13 protein-coding genes and 1 pseudogene are annotated in these 17,431 nt (G+C 44.1%); 10 read left to right on the top strand and 4 right to left on the bottom strand.

The annotated features are described in order from the left end of the window. Positions 1 to 41: 41 nt before the first annotated feature. The 3 genes and pseudogenes from groL to MUN89_RS21175 all read left to right on the top strand — a co-directional run bounded on the left by groL (position 42) and on the right by MUN89_RS21175 (position 3,669). A pseudogene (gene groL, locus MUN89_RS21190) lies at positions 42 to 1,678 on the top strand (chaperonin GroEL). 565 nt (positions 1,679 to 2,243) lie between these two features. Further along, positions 2,244 to 2,819 carry a dihydrofolate reductase family protein gene (locus MUN89_RS21180; protein ID WP_244710189.1) on the top strand — a complete coding sequence of 192 codons (576 nt, stop codon included), beginning with the start codon at positions 2,244 to 2,246 and terminating at the stop codon, positions 2,817 to 2,819. Between the two features lie 280 nt (positions 2,820 to 3,099). After that, entirely contained in the window at positions 3,100 to 3,669 is a 570-nt protein-coding gene (locus MUN89_RS21175; protein WP_244710187.1) for a dienelactone hydrolase family protein, read from the top strand. A gap of 690 nt (positions 3,670 to 4,359) precedes the next feature. Here the strand turns inward: MUN89_RS21175 and MUN89_RS21170 are convergent. Then, positions 4,360 to 6,021: a high affinity choline transporter 1 gene (locus tag MUN89_RS21170; protein WP_396266065.1), complete on the bottom strand. Its 1,662-nt coding sequence runs from the start codon at positions 6,019 to 6,021 to the stop codon at positions 4,360 to 4,362. Between the two features lie 414 nt (positions 6,022 to 6,435). Between MUN89_RS21170 and betB the strand changes: the two genes are divergently transcribed. The 3 genes from betB (at position 6,436) to cudC (ending at position 10,338) form a co-directional block, all read left to right on the top strand. Then, the gene (betB, locus tag MUN89_RS21165; protein WP_396266064.1) at positions 6,436 to 7,902 is read left to right on the top strand and encodes a betaine-aldehyde dehydrogenase; all 1,467 of its coding nucleotides are present in this window, start codon (positions 6,436 to 6,438) and stop codon (positions 7,900 to 7,902) included. 43 nt (positions 7,903 to 7,945) lie between these two features. Further along, complete coding sequence (gene betA / locus MUN89_RS21160; protein WP_244710185.1) at positions 7,946 to 9,631, top strand: choline dehydrogenase; 1,686 nt, start codon at positions 7,946 to 7,948, stop codon at positions 9,629 to 9,631. Positions 9,632 to 9,780: 149 nt separating this feature from the next. Next, positions 9,781 to 10,338 carry a choline uptake/conversion transcriptional regulator CudC gene (cudC, locus tag MUN89_RS21155; protein ID WP_244710183.1) on the top strand — a complete coding sequence of 186 codons (558 nt, stop codon included), beginning with the start codon at positions 9,781 to 9,783 and terminating at the stop codon, positions 10,336 to 10,338. A 112-nt stretch (positions 10,339 to 10,450) separates the two neighbouring features. Here the strand turns inward: cudC and MUN89_RS21150 are convergent, their stop codons facing one another. After that, the gene (locus MUN89_RS21150; RefSeq protein ID WP_244710181.1) at positions 10,451 to 10,630 is read right to left on the bottom strand and encodes a hypothetical protein; all 180 of its coding nucleotides are present in this window, start codon (positions 10,628 to 10,630) and stop codon (positions 10,451 to 10,453) included. A 416-nt stretch (positions 10,631 to 11,046) separates the two neighbouring features. Between MUN89_RS21150 and MUN89_RS21145 the strand changes: the two genes are divergently transcribed. Further along, complete coding sequence (locus MUN89_RS21145; RefSeq protein WP_244710180.1) at positions 11,047 to 11,643, top strand: Crp/Fnr family transcriptional regulator; 597 nt, start codon at positions 11,047 to 11,049, stop codon at positions 11,641 to 11,643. On the opposite strand, the gene MUN89_RS21140 is transcribed toward MUN89_RS21145, so the two are convergent. Beyond that, on the bottom strand, positions 11,640 to 12,359 hold the full coding sequence (locus MUN89_RS21140; protein WP_244710178.1) for a DUF4386 domain-containing protein: 720 nt from the start codon (positions 12,357 to 12,359) through the stop codon (positions 11,640 to 11,642). The two genes, MUN89_RS21145 and MUN89_RS21140, sit on opposite strands and share 4 nt — an antisense overlap. A gap of 368 nt (positions 12,360 to 12,727) precedes the next feature. Here MUN89_RS21140 and MUN89_RS21135 point away from each other — a divergent pair, with 368 nt between their 5' ends. The 3 genes from MUN89_RS21135 (at position 12,728) to proB (ending at position 16,426) form a co-directional block, all read left to right on the top strand. Next, positions 12,728 to 14,314: an L-lactate permease gene (locus MUN89_RS21135; protein ID WP_244710176.1), complete on the top strand. Its 1,587-nt coding sequence runs from the start codon at positions 12,728 to 12,730 to the stop codon at positions 14,312 to 14,314. Between the two features lie 207 nt (positions 14,315 to 14,521). Continuing rightward, positions 14,522 to 15,037, top strand: coding sequence for a pyridoxamine 5'-phosphate oxidase family protein (locus MUN89_RS21130; RefSeq protein WP_244710174.1), 516 nt, complete (start codon positions 14,522 to 14,524; stop codon positions 15,035 to 15,037). A gap of 285 nt (positions 15,038 to 15,322) precedes the next feature. Continuing rightward, the gene (gene proB, locus MUN89_RS21125) at positions 15,323 to 16,426 is read left to right on the top strand and encodes a glutamate 5-kinase (RefSeq protein ID WP_244710172.1); all 1,104 of its coding nucleotides are present in this window, start codon (positions 15,323 to 15,325) and stop codon (positions 16,424 to 16,426) included. A 174-nt stretch (positions 16,427 to 16,600) separates the two neighbouring features. Here proB and MUN89_RS21120 read toward each other — a convergent pair whose 3' ends face one another. Next, entirely contained in the window at positions 16,601 to 17,371 is a 771-nt protein-coding gene (locus tag MUN89_RS21120; RefSeq protein WP_244710170.1) for an SDR family NAD(P)-dependent oxidoreductase, read from the bottom strand. Positions 17,372 to 17,431 lie beyond the last annotated feature (60 nt).

Genomic DNA, 17,431 nt, shown 5'->3' with positions numbered 1-17,431 from the left:
ACATTGACATCGATACGAGATTGATAAGGAGGATATATAGTATGGCTAAAGAAATTAAGTTTAGTGAAGACGCACGCCGTGCGATGCTGCGCGGGTAGACACACTGGCAAACGCTGTAAAAGTAACCTTAGGACCAAAAGGACGTAACGTCGTTCTTGATAAAAAATTCGGTTCCCCGCTGATTACGAATGACGGTGTAACCATTGCAAAAGAAATCGAGCTTGAAGACAAATACGAAAACATGGGTGCACAGCTTGTATCTGAAGTAGCTTCCAAAACAAACGATGTTGCTGGTGACGGTACTACAACTGCAACGGTTTTGGCACAGGCTATGATTCGTGAAGGTCTTAAAAACGTAACTTCCGGTGCGAACCCAGTAGGCATCCGCCGCGGAATTGAAAAAGCGACAGAATTAGCAACTGAAGAGCTTCGCAAAATTTCTAAGCCGATCGAAGGCCGCGACTCCATTTCTCAAGTAGCTTCTATCTCTGCTTCTGACAACGAAGTAGGACAAATCATTGCAGAAGCTATGGAACGCGTAGGTAACGATGGTGTGATCACCATTGAAGAATCCAAAGGCTTCAGCACGGAGCTTGAAGTTGTAGAAGGTATGCAGTTCGACCGCGGATACGCTTCTCCATACATGGTCACTGACCAGGATAAAATGGAAGCGGTTCTTGAAGATCCGTACATTCTTATTACAGATAAGAAAATCAACAACATCCAGGAAGTTCTTCCTGTCCTTGAGCAAGTGGTACAGCAATCTAAGCCATTGCTTCTAATCTCTGAAGACGTTGAAGGCGAAGCTCTTGCAACACTTGTGGTGAACAAACTGCGCGGTACATTTAACGCAGTTGCTGTGAAAGCACCAGGCTTCGGCGATCGCCGTAAAGCAATGCTTGAAGACATCGCTACTCTTACAGGCGGTCAAGTCGTAACAGAAGACCTTGGTCTTGATCTGAAGAATACAACAATTGACCAGCTTGGACGCGCGTCTAAAGTGGTCATCACAAAAGAAAACACAACGATTGTAGAAGGTTCAGGAAACCCTGAACAGATTTCTTCCCGTGTTGCACAAATCCGTGCACAGGCAGAAGAATCCACTTCTGAATTCGATAAAGAAAAATTGCAGGAGCGCCTTGCTAAACTTACCGGCGGCGTAGCTGTCATCAAAGTCGGTGCTGCAACCGAGACAGAATTGAAAGAGCGCAAGCTTCGCATTGAAGATGCCTTGAACTCTACTCGAGCAGCTGTAGAAGAAGGTATCGTAGCTGGTGGTGGTACAGCACTTGTAAACATCATCAACTCTGTAGCCGGTCTTGAACTATCTGACGACGAAGCTACCGGCGCAAGCATCGTTCTTCGTGCACTAGAAGAGCCAGTTCGCCAAATCGTTCACAATGCAGGTCTTGAAGGATCCATCATCGTTGAACGTCTCAAAGGCGAAGCAGTCGGAGTCGGCTTCAACGCAGCTACCGGCGAATGGGTAAACATGGTTGATTCCGGTATCGTTGACCCAACAAAAGTAACACGTTCCGCACTACAAAACGCAGCTTCCGTAGCCGCAATGTTCTTGACTACTGAAGCAGTCGTTGCTGATCTTCCAGAAGAAGACAACGGCGCAGGCGGCGGCATGCCAGACATGGGTGGCATGGGCGGAATGGGCGGCATGATGTAATAACGCCCTAAATCCTTGCATCATAGGGTTTAAGAAAAATTGGATTTTGACTGGGATCAATACCGTTTACTAAATTTGCAAGCCTCTCAAGAGTTTATAAACTTTTGGGAGGCTTTTCTTTTGTCCTTAAATTTGTTAGAGATGCATGTGGCAAAGGGCTGAGTTTGAAATAATTGTTATTAAGTGACAAGGTTATCCCGAAACTGACTTTTCAAGTGTACGGCAGGATTGTGGAAGACTCAGTTTCGAGAGAACAAGTGTTAATTTAGAAAATGAAGGGGATATAGGTCTGATTATAGAAGGAATTTAATGAAGGGAGGAGAGGATGGAATTTAGCAATTAGGAGTTTAAGACGGAGCAGCAAAGCTAAAGAGGATATTATTATCACTTTGGAGGTGTTAGTAATGAAAGAAGGTGGTATTTTTGAAAATAAAACTTTCTAACCTAAGTAGTTCATTCTACGGTGAGGAGCAATATGGTGAAAGCAACTCAAATCATAAACTACATTATATGCACCCTTTTAAATATCTAATTCAAAAATATTATGAACAAAGGAGAACTGAAAATGAGAAAGCTCGTACTATTTCTACACGCATCGCTTGATGGTTTTGTAGAAGGGCCGAACGGTCAAATGGACATTGGCTGGATTTCCTACGATGCTGAATTGGAGAAACACGCGAAAGAAATTCTGAGTACTGCCGACACTGTTATTTGGGGACGTGGAACTTATCAGATGATGCACAATTACTGGCCATCTGTGTCTTCAAAACCATCTGCTTCGCAGCATGAACGGGATCATGCCGAGTGGATCGAAAAGACATCGAAAATCGTTTTTTCCAGGACCCTTGAGAAAGTTGAGTGGAACAATTCCAGACTGGTGAAAGTAAATGTAAAGGAAGAGATCAAGAACCTCAAACAGCAGCCAGGCAAGGATATGGTCATCCTCGGTAGTCCTAGGTTCGCACACTACCTTATGCAGCTTGATTTAATAGATGAGTATAAAATTACGGTTTCACCCGTCCTAATTGGCAGCGGGTTGCCGTTATTCCAAGGTCTCAAGGAGAAGATCAATCTTAAACTTATTGAAAACAAGACATTTGATTCTGGAGCCATAGGTCTCGTTTACCAGAAGGTTAGATGACCTTGTCTCCTAAAGTAGATTACACTAATCGAATTGCGTTTGCACAGAAAAGCAGCGGCAGTCTAGGTCTTTCGAGTTCCTAGTCCGTCGCTACATTTTTTTTACGAATCAATCTATTTCAGTTTGTCGGATGTTCTCGTTATGATTGGGCAGAATTATTTAATAAAGCAATCGGTGGCTTTTATTAGTTGGATATTTCTTAGTTGTATTGTTCTGGCAGGTCAAACAAGCTATCTTGACGAAACATAGACATATGAATTAGAAGATAGGAGGATGAACGATGGCAGAAATTTTATTGTTACACCATGTTTTAGGACGAACGAAGGGGATTGAAGCAATCGCTGATCAACTGAGAGATTCGGGGCATACTGTGCACGTCCCAGATTTAATTGATGGTCGCATATTTTCCTCGCTTGAGGAAGGCTTGGGCTTTGTTAAGGAAATCGGGTTTGAAGAAGTGAGGGCACGCGCCGTTCAGGCAGCCAGCGAGCTTCCACGCGATGTCGTGTATGCTGGTTTTTCACTCGGTGTCCCGGCAGCACAGCAGCTCGCTCAAACTCGTGAAGGAGCCAGTGGTGCTTTGTTTTTTCATGCATGTCTACCGACCTCGGAGTTCGAATCACAGTGGCCGATCGACTTGCCTGTGCAAATTCACGCTATGAATGCAGATCCTTTCTTCGTTGAAGATGGCGACATCAACGCTGCCCGTGACCTTGTCGATTCAGCCAATCACGCTGAACTTTTTTTGTACGAAGGTAAGGAACATCTCTTCACCGACAGCAGTTTACCGTCTTACGATGCAGAGGCGACGAAACTTGTAATCAAGCGGGTTCTCGACTTTCTAGCATAGTTGTTACTTTAGAGAAAGCACTTTTAAGATAAGAAAAATTTTCTTTCTTCTTACCATTACTTGCAAGCACGTGACAGTATTATGCTTTTAATGATTTTTTTATGGATGCTGACACTACTTATTAGAAAATGACACAAAAAAACTCACTATGATGAAAAGCCTCTCTACTAGTTGGGGGAAAATTCTTAGTCCAGAATATATCCGGAATCGAAAAGGCAAAGGGTAAAAAAGCTGGAATAGTAGTTTATATATCAGTATTCTCATAGTTATGGTAGTGATTTAATAAATAAGAAAGAACGGATAGATTTAAAATCAAACAGAGTCTCAACCCTTTAAAGAAGAAATAAATCTTAAGAAAAATGAAAATAGTATTTTACTAAACAATCCAATAGACTACTATGCGAGTGAATAGGCGGCATGATGTACACCTAAAACCTTTTCATCAGGAGAGTTATTATTCCTTCAACTAGAATTTAATAGTAAACATAAACTGAATAAGCTCTTCAATAGTTCAGAGACTTTTGAAGAGTTTATTTTCATCTGCAGATATCTAAACCATCTATGAATCATTACCTTTGCTCTCTTCTTAAATGAGGATAAATAAAGGAAAGAGAAAGACTAACCCCAATCCCTCATCTCAAACAAAAAACGGGCCGCTCTTCTTTATAAAGAGCGGCCCGTTTGTAAAATCTATTCTTCTTTCATTTCCGTTTTCAACTTCCGCAGCGGCTGTGGTGGGCAAGCCTTCTGGGTAAGACGGGAAACGATGATGATGGTAAGCAGTCCGCATACCATCGCAAGCGTACGGAATGGGAAGAGGACGACGCCGTCTTCGACCATTGGATACGGAAGAAATGCCGGCAATCCGAGAGCTGCTTCGCCTCCTCCTAAACGAAGGAAGAAGGAAACGCAAAGTCCTGCGATCGCTCCGTAGGTGTTGGCTTTTTTATCAAACAGTGCTGTCGTCAGCTGCGGGAATAACATACAGTAGACGAGGTCAGCACACAGATACCAGAGCGTGTACACACTGTCGATATTTAGGGCGACGATGGTTGCTGAGAGTCCAATAATGATAATAGATACGCGTATCGTACGCTTAATGTCTTTTCCAGTCGCTTTCGGTTTCACTAGCGGGCGGAAAATGTTCCATGCTGCCATGGAAGATGCGGAAAGAATGGAAGAGTCCATCGATGACATGACCGCTGCTGCTACGGCTCCGAGTGCGACGATTGCAATGCCGTATGGTGACATATAGTTGATGACGTAAGCGAGAATTTCGGAAGCGGCTCCAGGGCCTTCTGTTCCGTAGCTCGCCCAGTCAGCAGAGAAACCTGCGACACCGATCATAACGGCCGGTACGGCAAGAACAATACAGAGGATCCCGGCTGCAATGGAGAGCCACATCGCTGTATTTTCATTTTTCGAGGAAAGAACCCTTTGGAAATACACCTGCCAAGGAATACCCCCGAAAATGAGCAGCAATGCATAGTCCCACCAGTTCCAGTAAGAATTTCCCCAGTCCGGATCACTCCAGCCATTGAGCGGCGGGAAGAGATTCGTAAATCCGGCCATGCCTTCTTTGTAGGCTCCCCAAGCTTGACCGAGTCCACCGACTTCAGAGAGTGCAAATGGAACGACGAGGAATAGTCCGACGATAATCATGATGATTTGGGCTACGTCGGTGAGAGCAACGGACCACATACCTCCAACAAATGTATAGGCAATGGCAATAATAGCGGAGATGATGATGGATGTGGTGAAGTCCAGTCCGAGAATCAGGCCGAACGTTGTTCCAAGAGCAACGAGAATTGCAGCACTCCAGAATAGTTCTCCTAAGAGTGCAGGCAGGTAAAGAACCCCTGCAACTTTTTTTCCGAAACGTACTTCCAGTGGGTCGAGCATCGTCGTGAACTCGTACCTTCTCATTTTACGGGCGTAGAAAATACCTCCAATAATAAGGCTGAGTCCATACCCCCAAGGTGCCTGAGCCCAGACAATACCTGATGCGAACGTCGTCTCGGCTGTTCCTGCAATATATCCGCCGCCGACCCATGTCGCGGTCATCGTGAACATGGCGATCCACAGCGGCATTGATCGTCCGGCGACCATCATATCATTGGCGCTGTCCGATTTCTTCCCGGCGGTGATGGATCCGATGTAGAAGATGACAGCATAGGAGATAAACATAAATGCCAATGCTCCCCACTTCACATCGTTCCCTGTAAATCCTACATATAGTGCGACGATGAGAAGTAAACCTAAAAATCCCCATAATCCTGCTTTTTGAGCGTTAGTCTCCTGCTTTTTTTTGTCCTGCTCCCTGTCTGGCTTTGCAGATGGTTGAGGTTGCACGCAATCACTCCTTTGATTTATTTGTTTTGCTGCGAATCTGTTAAAAGGTAAACAGATCGATTTTAAAAAAGTAGAAACTCCACTAGAACCGGTTCTAGTTAATAAAATTAAAACGTTTAATAAATATTAAACAGTCAACGTCTATTACCTTAACGTAGAATAAATGTTTGTCAACTCACATTTCAGGGGGAATTGCGGCTCAGACTTATAGCGGCAAGGGATAGACAGAATTATAAAAAGTGAGAGAGGGAGCTGCGGTTCGACCAGTTTAGAGATTTTCGCAGTGCTGACACTAAAAAAGAATGAGCAGGAGTTGTTTACAACATAAAATCTCTATGATAGCATAAAAATTATTCAAAACGTTTTAAAAAAATTAAATAAAATAAACGAAACAACAAACGAGGAGGTACAATAATGAAACAAATGTTTATTAATGGAGCATGGGTAGACGCCCAATCCGGAAACTCAAGAGAGATCATCAATCCGTACAACCAGGAAGTTGTTGCGACTGTGGCTGAAGGGGATGCCGAAGATGCGAAGCTCGCCATCGCTGCAGCAAGAGAAGCTTTTGACAACGGCGAGTGGAAAGACACCCCGGGAGCGGAGCGCGGACAGAAAGTTCTCCGCATTGCAGAGCTGATTGAACGGGATAAAGAAGAACTTGCCGAACTCGAAACGCTCGATACAGGAAAAACAATGGAAGAGAGCCGCGCGGACATGGAAGATATCGCAGGAGTATTCCGCTACTTTGCAGGTCTTGCGGATAAAGATGGCGGCGAAGTGATTGAATCACCGATCCCGGACAGTCAAAGTAAAGTCGTTCGCGAACCGGTCGGTGTGTGCGGTCAAATCACACCTTGGAACTATCCGCTGCTTCAAGCAACATGGAAAATCGCGCCGGCATTGGCGGCAGGAAACACGATCGTTATTAAGCCTAGTGAAATCACTCCACTAACGACTGTTAAAGTTACAGAATTAATGGAAGAAACAGGGTTCCCTGAAGGAGTTGTCAATCTCGTGCTAGGAACGGGTGCAACCGTAGGCAACGAACTGGCAGAGAGTGAGAAGGTCGATCTAATTTCTTTCACTGGCGGGATTGAAACCGGAAAGAAAATTATGCAGACAGCGAGCGGAAACGTGAAGAAAATTGCGCTCGAACTTGGCGGGAAGAATCCGAACGTCGTATTCGCTGATGCGGATTTCGAAACAGCTGTCGACCAGGCGCTGAACGCCGTCTTTTTCCATGCCGGGCAGGTTTGTTCTGCAGGAGCGAGACTGATCATTGAAGATTCCATCCACGACCGTTTTGTGGAAGAACTCAAGGAGCGTGCGAAGCGGATTAAACTAGGGGACGGATTCAAAGAAGATACCCAGTCCGGACCGCTTATCACTGCTGAGCATCGTGACAAAGTCGAAAAGTATGTAGAAATCGGGAAGCAGGAAGGTGCGAAGCTGCTTGTCGGAGGAGCACGCCCGGAAGATCCAGAGCTTCAGGACGGCTTTTTCTACCTGCCGACGATTTTTACAGAATGCACGTCTGATATGAGAGTCGTACAGGAGGAAGTGTTCGGCCCGGTGCTAACCGTCGAGCGTTTCCAGACAGAAGAAGAAGCAGTGAATCTGGCAAATGATTCGATTTACGGACTTGCCGGTGCGGTGTTCACGACTGATATCGATAAAGCGGAACGTGCGGCAGCTAGTATGCGCATGGGTACTGTTTGGATCAATGATTTCCACCCTTACTTTGCACAGGCACCTTGGGGCGGATACAAACAATCCGGGATCGGTCGTGAGCTCGGCAAACCTGGACTAGAAGAATATACAGAAACGAAGCACATTTTCCGTAACGTGAAGCCTGAACCGATCCACTGGTTCAAGTAAACGATGACGATAAAATTTGATAAATTCTGAGGGGGTTCTACCTATGAGTGAAGCATACGATATTGTTGTAATTGGCGCCGGAAGTGCGGGATCGATCTTGGGCGACCGGCTGAGTGAAGACGGAAAGAAAAGTGTACTTGTATTGGAAGCGGGACGCAAAGACTATGCGTGGGACTTGTTGATTCAAATGCCTGCAGCGCTGCCGTTCCCTGCAGGGAAATCTCTCTATGACTGGAAATATGAGTCCGATCCTGAGCCTTACATGAATGGCCGCCGGATTAAGCATGCCCGCGGCAAAGTCCTTGGTGGTTCAAGCTCAATCAACGGCATGATTTATCAGCGGGGCAACCCGAAGGACTATGAGCGCTGGGGTGCTGACGAAGGCATGGACACGTGGAATTTCGCTCACTGCCTTCCTTACTTCAAACGTCTGGAGAACGCGCTCGGAACGGAAAAAGATGATCCCTACCGCGGCCATGATGGTCCCATAAAATTGGAGAAAGGTCCGGCGACGAATCCGCTGTTCCAAGCTTTCTTCAACGCAGCTGTCGAAGCGGGTCATTCCCGTACGGCTGATGTAAACGGTTTTCGTCAGGAAGGTTTTGGGCCGTTCGATAAGCACGTCTACAAAGGCCGCCGCATGTCCGCATCACGAGCATACTTGCACCCGGCGATGAAGCGCAGGAATCTTACGGTAAAAACGCGTGCATTCGTACAGCATATCGATATCGATGGCGATACAGCCCGTGGTTTGACGTATAAACGAAACGGAAAAGAGCACTACGTAAAAGCAGGAGAAGTCATCCTTTCCGGAGGTGCGATCAACACGCCGCAGCTTCTTCAAATTTCCGGAGTCGGTGATCCAGAACATCTTCGTTCAGTAGGCGTTACGCCGAAAGTAAACCTTCCTGGTGTAGGTGAAAACCTTCAGGACCACCTTGAAGTTTACGTTCAGCATTCCTGTCCGCTGCCAGTATCTGAGCAGCCGAACCTAAACAAAGCGCGGATGCCGTTGATTGGATTGCAGTGGTTACTAGGTCGGAAAGGGCCAGCGGCTACGAATCACTTTGAAGGCGGCGGTTTCGCCCGTTCGAACGACGATGTCGACTATCCGAACCTGATGTATCACTTCCTGCCGGTAGCTGTGCGCTACGACGGACAGAAAGCAGCAGTCGATCACGGGTTCCAGGTTCACATCGGACCGATGTACTCTGATGCCCGCGGCTCGTTAAAAATTCAATCGAATGATCCAAAAGCCCATCCAAGCATGGTGTACAACTACCTTTCAACGGAACAGGACAGACGCGAATGGGTTGAAGCTGTACGCGTGACTCGTGAAATCATGGCCCAGCCGGCGATGAAGCCTTATAATGGTGGAGAAATTTCACCGGGATCCTCCGTTCAGACCGAAGAGGAGATCCTCGACTGGGTTGCCGAAGATGCGGAAACCGCCCTTCACCCAAGCTGTACAGCAAAAATGGGACCGGCATCCGATCCAATGGCAGTCGTAGATCCGAAGACGATGAAAGTTCATGGTCTAGACAACCTGCGCGTTGTTGACGCTTCGGCTATGCCTTACGTTACAAACGGAAACATCCACGCTCCGGTACTCATGCTTGCAGAAAAAGCTGCGGACATCATTCGTGGTCAAAAACCGCTTGAACCTGAGCACCTTGAATATTACCAGCACGGAGTTCATCCAGCTGATGCCGGCACTGTAAAAGACTGATAACTGAATGACGAAACGATACGAAATCAGGGGCGTTGTGTATGCTCCTGATTTCGATTTATGGTATAGTAAGATCGGAAAGTGATAAAATTATATTAAATAAAATAAATGTTTAAAATAAAAGAACCAAAAGAAGTGGAGGCGGTTCTTTGGAAAAAAAGTCAGAAGAACTGATTGAAGAGGCGGAAGGAGCCGTCGTCAATTCGATTGCCGAAACGATGGACTTGTATGGAATCACTCCTTCAACAGGACGATTATTCGCAAGGATGTACTTCAAGCATCAGCCAATGACGCTCGATGACATGAAAGATGATCTTGGAATGAGTAAACCGAGCATGAGTATTGCTGTGCGGAATCTTCAGGAGATCAGCATTGTCAAAAAAGTGTGGCAGAAAAGCTCGCGCAAGGATTCCTTTATAGCGGAGAAGAACTTTTTTAAATATTTCTCTCACTTTTATGGAAACAAGTGGGAGCGGGAAGCCAAGCTGAACCTCTCTGCGATTGATTATGCAGAAGGGATTCTTCAGCAGGTGATGGACGACGAGGAAGCAGATGAAGAGACGATAGAAAGAGCGAAGGTTGATTATGAACAGCTTGAAGACTACCGGAAATACTGCAAGTGGCTCGAGCGGCTGGTCGATTCCATCGAGTCAGGAGAAATTTTCGACTTTTTGCCAGTGGAAGAAGCAGCTTCGGAGAAAAAGTAAATCAATGGAGAAATGAAAAGGGACGAGCGAGATCACTTTAATCGCTTTTCCCTTTTTTAGTAATAGAAGCATTATTAGGACAACAGCATTTATACATAAAATGGTTATCTTTTTAAAGCTCTTTTTCTCCTTGATCTTGACATTCTTTCTCGTGTTCAAACTTTTGCTTTTCCAATTCTAGTCTTTTTTCTTCGACCTCTAATTTCTTCTTTTTAAAGTCAAACTGGAGTACAAAATATAAAAAAATAAAAGTTAAACCAACAATTACCGAAATAAATAAAAACAAGTCCAAACGTATCTCCTCCTAGTATAAATAATTACTGAATCTGCCTTGCTTCTTTGTTCATTGAGTGTACGGATCCGTAATAAACACGAGCTATTATAGCTGAGCCCGTTATACTATTTACTCTACTTCTATAATACATAATTTTTTACAATCAAACTTCCAAAACCTACATTATTAATGCCTTATGCAAAATTTAACCAACTTTTTCTTATGATTAACCACCTCTGTTATCCAAAGGGATTGTGACTCCATTTTTAATAGTTTCGTCACTCTATCATGAACACTAATGGATTGCATATATTAAATGGATTAAAACATGAGATCAATGGTTCACTTTATCCCCACCTCCAACAGCCTATCCCTGATAAATCTTGCTATAATAGAAGAATAAATAACAATTCTTAATAAGGGAGGTGAATACTGTGAAAGATGTTCTAATCCAGTATATGAAACGTTTTTCCGACCTCAGTGAATCAGAATTAGTAAAACTGACAGAAGATGTTCCAGTTGCTGCTTTTAAGAAAGGAACGATCCTTTTACATCAAGGAGATGTTCCCCATAAATGCTATTTTGTTTTACAAGGGTGTGTCCGGCAGTACGCTGTCGATGCAAATGGAAATGAGAATACTTATAATTTCTTTACGGAAGAGCAAAGTGTAACGATCTTTAATCAGCATACTCCTGATAAAGTTTCTCCATATTCTCTTAGCTGTTTGGAAGACTGTACACTGGTTGCAGGTGATTTGTCTACAGAACAGGAAGCTTACGACATGCATCCGGTGTTAGAAGCGATGACTCGCAAAATGATTCAAGCAGATATGGGTGCTATGAGGGATGATTTCTCCTCTTTTATCTCTTCGACACCAGAAGAGCGATATCAAGCCTTGATGGCAAAAAGACCAGATTTAGTTGATCGTGTTCCCCAGTACCAACTCGCAAGCTACCTTGGAATTAAGCCGGAATCTTTAAGCCGTATTAAGAAACGGTCAGCAGCCAGCCACCTCAGGATTGTTGATTAGTAGTAGTCCATAGTCAATTTCCTTCCTTTCACCAATAACCATATACCAAAGCCTAATTCACCTATCAACATGGGAGCCATAAGAATTAATTCCAGCAGACCTGTAAAACTTTCCATCTGTGGCACGAAATTGTACATGAAATGAATCAGCGAGTAGCTGATGCCCGCTAAAATGACTAGAATGCTGATGACTTTTGGGATCTTTTTTGTATTCATTGTTACCAAGCCAACGGAGATAAGATGAAGCCCAAAAATGATTAATCCTAATGACCAGATGGCTTCAAAAGCTGTGAGTGAACTCATAGCCTGCAGGGCTGAAGTATCCGACGATATTCCTGACACTGATTGTTGACCAATACGAGCGGCTGTAAAAAGCTGTGCCACCGCAATCGCCAGAATTGCTGTGTAAAGTAATCGAAGCCCACCGGCTAATAAGGCGTAACTACGATGAAACGGCTTCAAGAACACATAAAAACCCCAGGCTACTACTACATCCGCAATGACAATGATCATCCATCCAAGTACCTCAAGACGAAACAACGATTGAGATGCTTGGATGTTTTTTAATGTAGTTACCGCATCTCCCTCAACGACCAATGAACTGTGAACATAGCCTTGGGCAAAAAAAGCCGCCAATGTCATGACCAGTAATGCGATCCCAGAAAAGATTGCTGCTTTCTGCTGCATGGTTTGGTGAGTTGTTCTCCTTGCTTTCATAAAACAACCTCCTCGAATTTGATTTCATAACTATTGTATTTTGTGTGAAGAAGAGTTTCATTGACTTAAATCAAGGAAGCTGAATTTTTTAGAGATTTTTTCAAAGGCATTTCATAAATGAATGGACATACGACCGGCAGGAACGTTTACCCTCCTTAAATAATAAATACACAAGGATAGAAGTTTGCTAGTTTCATTAAGAAAGAGGAGAGGAAGATCGAGCGCAAAAGGTTTTCTAGTTCAAAAAGTATTCTTGTCACAGCAAGTGAATTATGTATAAAATGAAACGACAGGTCATCAGATGTTTTATTACTTATTTTTTTGAAAGCGCTAACAGATTATGAATCTATGAAAGTTGAGGGATGTTCATGTTATTACTAGTCGCTTTGAGTGCAATTTTGGCTCCGTTCATTTTTTTAGTGCTCCTTCGAATGTCAGCTAAGAAGGGTATGTTCATAAGTGCGTTGATTGTTATTGCATTATCCTCATTCGTGTGGGGAATGAAAACGGATGCCATTGCCGCATCGGTTCTGCAAGGGGCTCATAAAACGTTGACGATCTTGTTTATTTTGTTTGGAGCCATTGTCTTGTTGAATACACTTCGCCATACAGGCGCGGTGAACCGTATTAATCAAGGGTTTAGAAATATATCAACAGATATGCGTGTACAAATTGTAATTGTAGCTTTTTTATTCGGGGCGTTAATTGAAGGTGCTGCAGGATTTGGTACTCCAGCAGCTGTAACCGGACCATTGATGGTTGCCTTAGGATTTACACCAATGGCAGCAGCGGCCATTGCTCTCATCGCAGATAGTTCAGCCGTGTCTTTTGGAGCGGTAGGAACTCCGATTCAAGTGGGGCTAAGTAATTTACCGGAGGCAGGGTTATCCTTTTATCAAGAGATAGGGGCTCAAATTGCATTTTTTGATTTATTTGCCGGTACGTTTATCCCGTTCATTCTCGTGGTCGTATTGACGGTATTCTTCGGGAAGAAAAAAGGTTGGAAAGATGCAATGGAGATGCTTCCATGGACTTTATTCATAGGACTAACTTACACTTTATCAGCATTTCTCTATGCTGTATTGTTCGGTCACGAGTTTGTTGCTATCTTAGCCTCACTTACTGGATTAGTCGTCGCAACATTTACAGCAAAGAAAGGGTTTTTACTGCCAAAGTCTTCGTGGCAGGATGCTCTTCAAGAGGATTTTGTCGTAGAAGAAAAAGCTTCCAGCATGGGATTGTTAACGGCTTGGGCTCCTTACTTGATGATTGTCGGGTTGTTGCTTATCACTAGAATTGTTCCTGACGTAAAAAATTTCACATTAAATTGGGTGGATTTGACGTGGACGAATATCCTCGGTGTCGATGAGATTACGTCCAAGTGGCAAGTCCTGTACTCCCCAGGCTCTGTGCTCGTGTTTGCTGCGGTGGCAGCGGTAGTGATTCAACGGAAATCTCTCCTTAATTTTTCAAAAGCGGCGAAGGAATCAATAATTTCTATGAAAGATGCAGCGTTAGCTTTAGCGGCCACATTAGCACTCGTCCAAGTATTTACAAACTCAGGGATGAATGCGAATGACCTGATCAGCATGCCTCAATACATAGCTCAAACCCTGGCTGGTGGATTCGGTTCCATGTGGGTGCTCGCAGCTCCATTTCTCGGAGAATTGGGTGCCTTTATTACAGGAAGTGCGACGGTGTCGACGCTGACGTTTTCCCCTATCCAATACAGTATTGCAGAAGAGACAGCGCTCGCGAAAGATACGATTCTCTCGCTGCAAGTGATTGGAGCAGCTGCGGGAAATATGATATGTGTTCATAATGTAGTGGCTGCAGGTGCTGTGGTTGGACTTTCAGGAAAAGAAGGCGATATCATTCGAAAAACGATTTTTCCAGCCTTGTTATACGGATTATTAGCAGGAATCGCTGCCTTATTCACAGCAGTTCTCTTTTAAGAGACCTTGTAAGTGAGGAAGAATGGCGGAATACATACTGATTGAGCGAAGAAAAGGGTCCGTGAAACCCCTCCTCATGCTTATAGTCGGAAAAGTGTAATGCTGAGTCTTTCCGGGAAAAGGGAGAAGAAGTTGGATAGATAGTAGACAGCTTTATTCTTTTGAAAAAGAGAAGCTCCTGTTAAGGACAAAAAGGAGGAAACATCAATGTCTGACCAAACCTCAGAAAATCAGGAAGCCATCAAGAAGATTAAAGACTTAATTAAAGATGAGAAGGTAGCGATGCTGACGACGGTATCGCCGGAAGGCAGACTCTTGTCCCGGCCGATGCATACGAAGGACGTAGAATTGGACAAGGAAGAGATCTGGTTCATTACCGAAAAGGATACAGAGAAATACCGGGATATCGAACGGAACCCTGCCGTTAACCTGGCTTATGCGGGGAACTCCTATGTGTCCATCAGCGGCACGGCTGAATTTGTCCAGGATGACAAGAAGAAGAAAGAATACTGGAATAAGATTGTCGAAAAAGTACTGAATACGTCTGCTGATGATCCGAATGTTGTACTGGTTAAAGTGACACCCGAAATCGCTGAATACTGGGAGTCCGGTATAAACGTGAAGACCGTGAAGGAATTCGTGAAAAAGATGGCCAGCAGTAAAACGATAGAAGAAAATAATGATTTAAAAGATACGGTCCACTTTGATGAAGACACGAAATAACTATCCTGCTGGGTAGAAAATGGGACGAACAGAGGCTCCACTTAAGCTGAATGCTTATGCGGGGCTTCTTTTTAACTTTTCGAAAAAATCAGTCGATTTTACATTGACTCCTCATTAAGTTTCATACATAATGATGTATTAATATAGAAGGTTCAACGGCGAAAATTGAAAGTAAGGATCACGGTGAACGAATTTTGATAAAACTGTGGAACGACTATGCTCTTCCGTCCTTTGAAGAAGGAAAGAAGGGCTTTTTTTACATAAAACTTGGATGGTGAATGATCAATGAGCAAGAAAAGGATCGTTGTCAAAATAGGGAGCAGCTCCTTAACCAATGCCAATGGAGGGTTAAGCACCGAAAAGCTACGTGAGCACGTAGATGCGCTTGCCCGTTTAAAGCAGCATGGGCATGAGGTGATTCTAATTTCATCCGGAGCGGTTGCAGCCGGATTCACAGATCTTGGCTATTCCTCACGTCCTGTTACGATTGCTGGAAAACAAGCAGCGGCAGCTGTCGGGCAGGGACAATTATTAAAAGGATATACGGAAGAGTTTAAAAGACATGGCATCGTTGCCGCACAATTACTGCTGACGAGGCAGAACTTCCTGCATAAAAAACAATATCAAAATGCATATGCAACCTTAGCTGAACTTTTAAAGCGTCATGTGATACCGATTGTAAATGAAAATGACTCCGTAGCCGTTGATGAACTGACCTTTGGTGATAACGACATGTTATCTGCGCTCGTCAGTGGTCTGGTGCATGCCGATTTTCTAATGATTCTCACAGATATCAATGGCATATATGAACAAAATCCACGAACACATCCAAATGCAAAAAAGTACACTTTCCTTCATGAGATCGAGGATCATTTAGTGAATGGTGCTGCTGGAGCCGGATCAAAAGTGGGTACCGGCGGGATGAAATCAAAAATAGAAGCCGCACGAACAGCCTTACGTTTAGGAGTGAAAGTATTCATTGGAGCGGGGTCAGGGGAGGAAAAACTGGTTGATATTCTCGCTGGAAAAGGGGATGGAACGTATATCGGTGACAGCTCTAAGTCCAGTATGAATCATGCGAAACAGTGGCTCTCGCTTCACTCCATTCCCAGAGGGAAAATTGAAGTGGATCATGGGGCGGAAACCGCGCTATTAAAGCACGGGAAGAGTCTTTTGCCTGCCGGGATCACGAACATTTTAGGTAACTTTAATATTCATGATGTCGTAGAGGTAGTGAACGTAAAGGGACAGCCGATTGGGAAAGGCAGTGTGAATTTCACTTCTACACAATTACTGGAAATTAAGGGGCTTTCAAGCACAGAGGCTATGAAAAAAGCTGATAGCAGCCAAAAGGTTGTGATTCATAGAGATTACTGGGTAAGTCAATGAGGAAAAAATCTGTGCAAGCTCATTCTGAGGGATTTTTTATGAAATGGGTGGAGGTTCTGTCCAGAATATCAAATGTTTTACCCAACAAGAAGGAGGCTCCTCATTAGTTGACCAAACTACTGAGGAGTCTCTTTCTTTGATTGTGCATCTATCGTTTTATATAAACAGCATGCTTCACGAATTAGAAGTGGAGGACTTTGATACAAAAGGATAAATCGGGTCACGTAAGAAAAACTCGTAGGTATTACCATCTACGATTCCGACGACCTTGTCACTGTTGTACAAGTCAATCATAAAACCAGCCATTTCTTTGGCCGTATGAAATTGAGGGACTGATTCATTGTAATTGAATTCCTCAACATCGATCGCTTGCTTAGCAAACTCCGTTTCTGTTGCCGCAGGTGCCAGTACTTTCGCTTTCAATTGAGCGCCTTTTGCTTCAAGCTCCTGGGCAAGACCTTCGGTAAAAGAGCTGACGAAAAATTTCGTTGCGCAATAAGTGACCGCATCCGCAACAATCGTGTAGCCGCCACCGGAGGACACGTTGATCAGCTGGGTGCCTTCCTTGTCCTGATAGTCACGAGCATAAAGGCTCGACAGAATCGTCAACGCTTCATTATTCAAGCGAAGCATTTTCTCGATTTTGGGAAGTTCCTGGTCACTGACCGCATCAAAATTTCCGAAGCCCGCATTGTTGATCCACGTTTCAATATCAAACTCTTTTAAGCTGTCGTACAATTTGTAGACTTCACTATTGTCAGAAAGGTCAGCAATACGGAGTTGTACATCCAGGGAAGAATCGATTTCATGAATGCTGGATGTTAACTCCTTCAGCTTTTCTTCTCTTCTCGCTGTAAGAATAAGGTTCTTTCCTTGCGCGGCGAAGGCTTTGGCTGTTTCATATCCAATTCCTGAACTTGCTCCTGTAATGACGGTGTATTTCATAACAGAGACCTCCTTTAAATTTGATAGGATGTAAGCTTACTTCTTAGGGTGCGCTTTAGT

The organism is Halobacillus salinarum (assembly GCF_022919095.1).
Lineage (GTDB): Bacteria > Bacillota > Bacilli > Bacillales > Halobacillaceae > Halobacillus_B > Halobacillus_B salinarum.
This window is presented reverse-complemented; position numbering and strand designations above follow the sequence as displayed.

Coding starts and splice junctions, on each gene's coding strand:
- betB (WP_396266064.1), top strand. CDS start 6,436: ATGAAACAAATGTTTATTAATGGAGCATGGGTAGACGCCCAATCCGGA.
- MUN89_RS21130 (WP_244710174.1), top strand. CDS start 14,522: ATGTCTGACCAAACCTCAGAAAATCAGGAAGCCATCAAGAAGATTAAA.
- MUN89_RS21175 (WP_244710187.1), top strand. CDS start 3,100: ATGGCAGAAATTTTATTGTTACACCATGTTTTAGGACGAACGAAGGGG.
- MUN89_RS21140 (WP_244710178.1), bottom strand. CDS start 12,359: ATGAAAGCAAGGAGAACAACTCACCAAACCATGCAGCAGAAAGCAGCA.
- proB (WP_244710172.1), top strand. CDS start 15,323: ATGAGCAAGAAAAGGATCGTTGTCAAAATAGGGAGCAGCTCCTTAACC.
- betA (WP_244710185.1), top strand. CDS start 7,946: ATGAGTGAAGCATACGATATTGTTGTAATTGGCGCCGGAAGTGCGGGA.
- MUN89_RS21135 (WP_244710176.1), top strand. CDS start 12,728: ATGTTATTACTAGTCGCTTTGAGTGCAATTTTGGCTCCGTTCATTTTT.
- MUN89_RS21180 (WP_244710189.1), top strand. CDS start 2,244: ATGAGAAAGCTCGTACTATTTCTACACGCATCGCTTGATGGTTTTGTA.
- MUN89_RS21120 (WP_244710170.1), bottom strand. CDS start 17,371: ATGAAATACACCGTCATTACAGGAGCAAGTTCAGGAATTGGATATGAA.